The organism is Flavobacterium sp., assembly GCF_044360715.1.
GTDB lineage: Bacteria > Bacteroidota > Bacteroidia > Flavobacteriales > Flavobacteriaceae > Flavobacterium.
On sequence record NZ_JBIKJY010000044.1, the window covers coordinates 1 to 3,212 of the forward strand.

Annotated in this window: 2 protein-coding genes; both read right to left on the reverse strand. The window is 32.2% G+C overall.

Features of this window, described 5'->3' with window-relative positions; all coding sequences use genetic code 11:
• Positions 1–143: 143 nt before the first annotated feature.
• Entirely contained in the window at positions 144–857 is a 714-nt protein-coding gene (recO, locus tag ACIQ16_RS10035) for a DNA repair protein RecO (protein ID WP_396151149.1), read from the reverse strand.
• Positions 857–3,127, reverse strand: a complete 2,271-nt coding sequence (locus ACIQ16_RS10040) for a two-component regulator propeller domain-containing protein (RefSeq protein ID WP_396151151.1) — start codon at positions 3,125–3,127, stop codon at positions 857–859. The genes recO and ACIQ16_RS10040 overlap by 1 nt, the downstream gene beginning before the upstream one ends.
• Between the last annotated feature and the right edge of the window lie 85 nt (positions 3,128–3,212).

The following is a 3,212-nucleotide window of genomic DNA, read 5'->3' on the forward strand; positions in this document are numbered from 1 at the left end:
CAAGAACTTCTGATGCCACTGTGGGCAAGTCAAGTCCTTTGTATTCAGTAAATTTTGTACTCATTTTGTCGCTTACTTAAATCAATTTGCGAAAGTAATGATTTATAGGTAAAAGGCAAAAGGTAAAAGGTAAAAGTTGTGCGTTAAGAAAAAACTTCTTTTAAGACATCTAACGATTTTGGTTTTTTGAAGCCATCTAAATGAATGGAATAATAATCCAAAAGGATTTTTAATAGTATTTGTCGCTCTGTTCCTGCAAATACTTTTTGATTGTCGTCATATCTTAATCGTAAAGCTTTTTTAAGCAAATTCGTTTCGTGTGCGTTTAGGCAACTTGTGCCTTGAAATGGAGAAAAAACACCGTCAATCATTTCAAAATAGGCAAAATCTGTTTCTTGTATTTGCGGATAAAATCCTAAAAATTTTGTGAGTTCTAAAAGGAAAATCAAATGAAAATTGGAAACTGAATCATTCGCATCTAACCACAACAAAGACGTTTCTAAAAATGAAAATAAATTCTCGTTTTTTTCTTCTTCAAAAACACTATTATTTACAACTTCTGATAAGAAAAAAACTATTGCGCTTTTTACAATATCCGTATTTATATTTTGATAATTGTAGGCGATTTTTACTTCTTTAAAGTGCTCTAAAGTGCCTTTATTTTTATGGTTGGCTTCTATTTCCAAAAGGTTGAATGGTTGAAAATACGCTATTTTTTGATTGGACTTTTTGGAAGAAAAGGCACTTGGTATAAAATAAGATTTCAACCCGTCTGATTGGGTAAAGCATTTTACAATTAAACTTTTTTCTTGGTACTTAATAGCGCTTAAAACAATGGCTTTGGTTTTTGTTTGCATTATCGAATGACCATTATTTTTTTTACCGTAGTTTCAGCTGCATCGCTTGACGAAACAAAAACCATATATACGCCAGAAGCTACTTTGTATTTTCCAAACGCAGTAGTATCCCATTCTACCGTTCCACCAGAAGATGTGGTTTCAAAAACCAAATTCCCTTCAATGTCTGTGATTTTTAAATTTACTTTGTCCATCAACCCAGATATTTTTACTGTTCCTGAATATTCTGGTCGAACCGGATTTGGATATATGTACACGTTTTGTAAATCGTCGTCTCCTCTTGTGGCAGAACCTAAAAAAGAAACCAATCCTTTATCTGTAGCAAAAAACACTTCGCCTGAAACCTCATCAATTTCAATATCTAACACATTATTGCTGGGTAAAGGTGAATTATCTTTTGTAAATCTTCGTAACGTAATTTGTCCATTTGCACTAACCTGAAAAACGCCCGCGTCTGCAATAGCTACCCATTTGTTGTTGGCGCCATCTACTTTAATATCCTGAATTACTTGTTGGTAAAATAATTCTTGAGCTAAATCGCCATCCTGAATGACAATGTTCGTTGTTGTTAATGCTGTTTCGGAAATAAATCTGTCTACGCTATTTAAAATTCGTAACCCTTTAAACGTTCCAATCCAAAGTTGGTTTTTGTTATCCACCGCCACACATCGCACATCATTATTGGGTAAATTCCCGTTTTCTTCGTTAATGATTATAAATTTATTATTGTATTTTTCATTAAAAGCAAGTACACCTCCACCATACGTAGCGGTCCATTTTGTTCCGTTTTTATCAATGTCTATATTGCCATAATGCAAAGCGGTTGGATTTTGAATTACTGCACTTAAATTATACGACTGCCAAGTATTACCATTTTTTAGGACTTTTAGCCCGTTGTCTACTAAAGCATTTGTAAGCCATAAATTACCATCTTTGTCGTATTTCATTCCGTTAATTCGCACCGAGACGTAGTTTTGGTTTGGTGGCGGCAGCGTTACAGATTCTAAAAAATTGGTTTGATTGAATAAAAAGGGATTTGTTTTATTAGTAAATTTCAATAAACCGCTTTGTCCAGAAGCTACAAAAACTTCACTGCTATTTCTTGGGTTTTCAACTATAGCTGCTAAAGTTATTGCGCCTGCTACTTCGGTGCTTGGGATTTTATTCCAACCCGTATTGGAATTAAAAATACTTATTCCTTGTAATTTATAATCTGGCGTGTAGGTTCTGTCATAACTTCCGTGAGTTAACCATATATCGTTATTGGTTTTGGTTACTTTAAAAGCCAAATCTTCAATAGGTCCGTTTGGTGAAATGTTGGTAAAAACTAAATTACTGTTTAAAGGCGATTCATATAATCCATTTTTTGCTGTTCCAATATATAATTTATCGTTTTTAGTTATGGCACAAGTAAGTAGTTCTGAAACACCGGTTACTTGAAATGTAGATGCTATAAGTGTCAAACTACTATTATACACATTTACTTGATACTGACCTGTAAAAGTTAAATATTCGCCATCGGTTCTTAGCTTTAGTGGAACCGTGTAATGTGTGCTAAAAACTTGTGGTGTATTTCCAACAAATTTATAAATATTAGTAGTTGTGTCTGTGACAACAAGCTGATTATTGAACGTTACAATACTTGTCCAGTTTCCCAGATTAAAAACCGACCATTGCGAAAAATCGTATAAAAAAGGATTCGTTAAACTTGCTTTTTTTATGCCTTGTGTTCGAGTTACTGCAAAAAATTCATTATTAAATACTGTAGTTTGTAAAACATCTATAAATTCACCTGAATTTCCAATATAAAAACTGCTTTCAATTTCAAAATTAGATAACTTAATTACGGTTATTCCGTATTGTGTTGCCACGTAAACTTTTCCGTTATGTTCGTAAAAATCGTTAATTTTTTTACTGTTGGCTGGCACAGGCACATCGGTAATAATATCTACTTTGTTTAATGTGGTGCCATCAGGTTTTATAAGAATTATTAAACCATTTTTATTTCCAATTAAAGTATAATTATTTGACGTATGTAAAATAGCGGTAATTTCATCTGGTTTTACGTCGTTTATTGAAGTAAAAGTGGTTAAAATATTTGAGGAAACGTCTTTATTAAAAACAGAATTTTTTGTGCTGGAATATACCTTTTGGTCAGAAATACAAACATCTGTAATTTCATTGTATGAAAAATAGCCTTTCCATAATTTCTGTTGCGAAAAAGAAAGCAATGAAAAACATAAAAATAAATAGGAAACTACTTTTTTCATAAAATAAGTTGAACTACAAATATACACTAAACAAAATTATATTACGATTATTGCCTTTACACGTTAATAATTTGTACTAACTCTT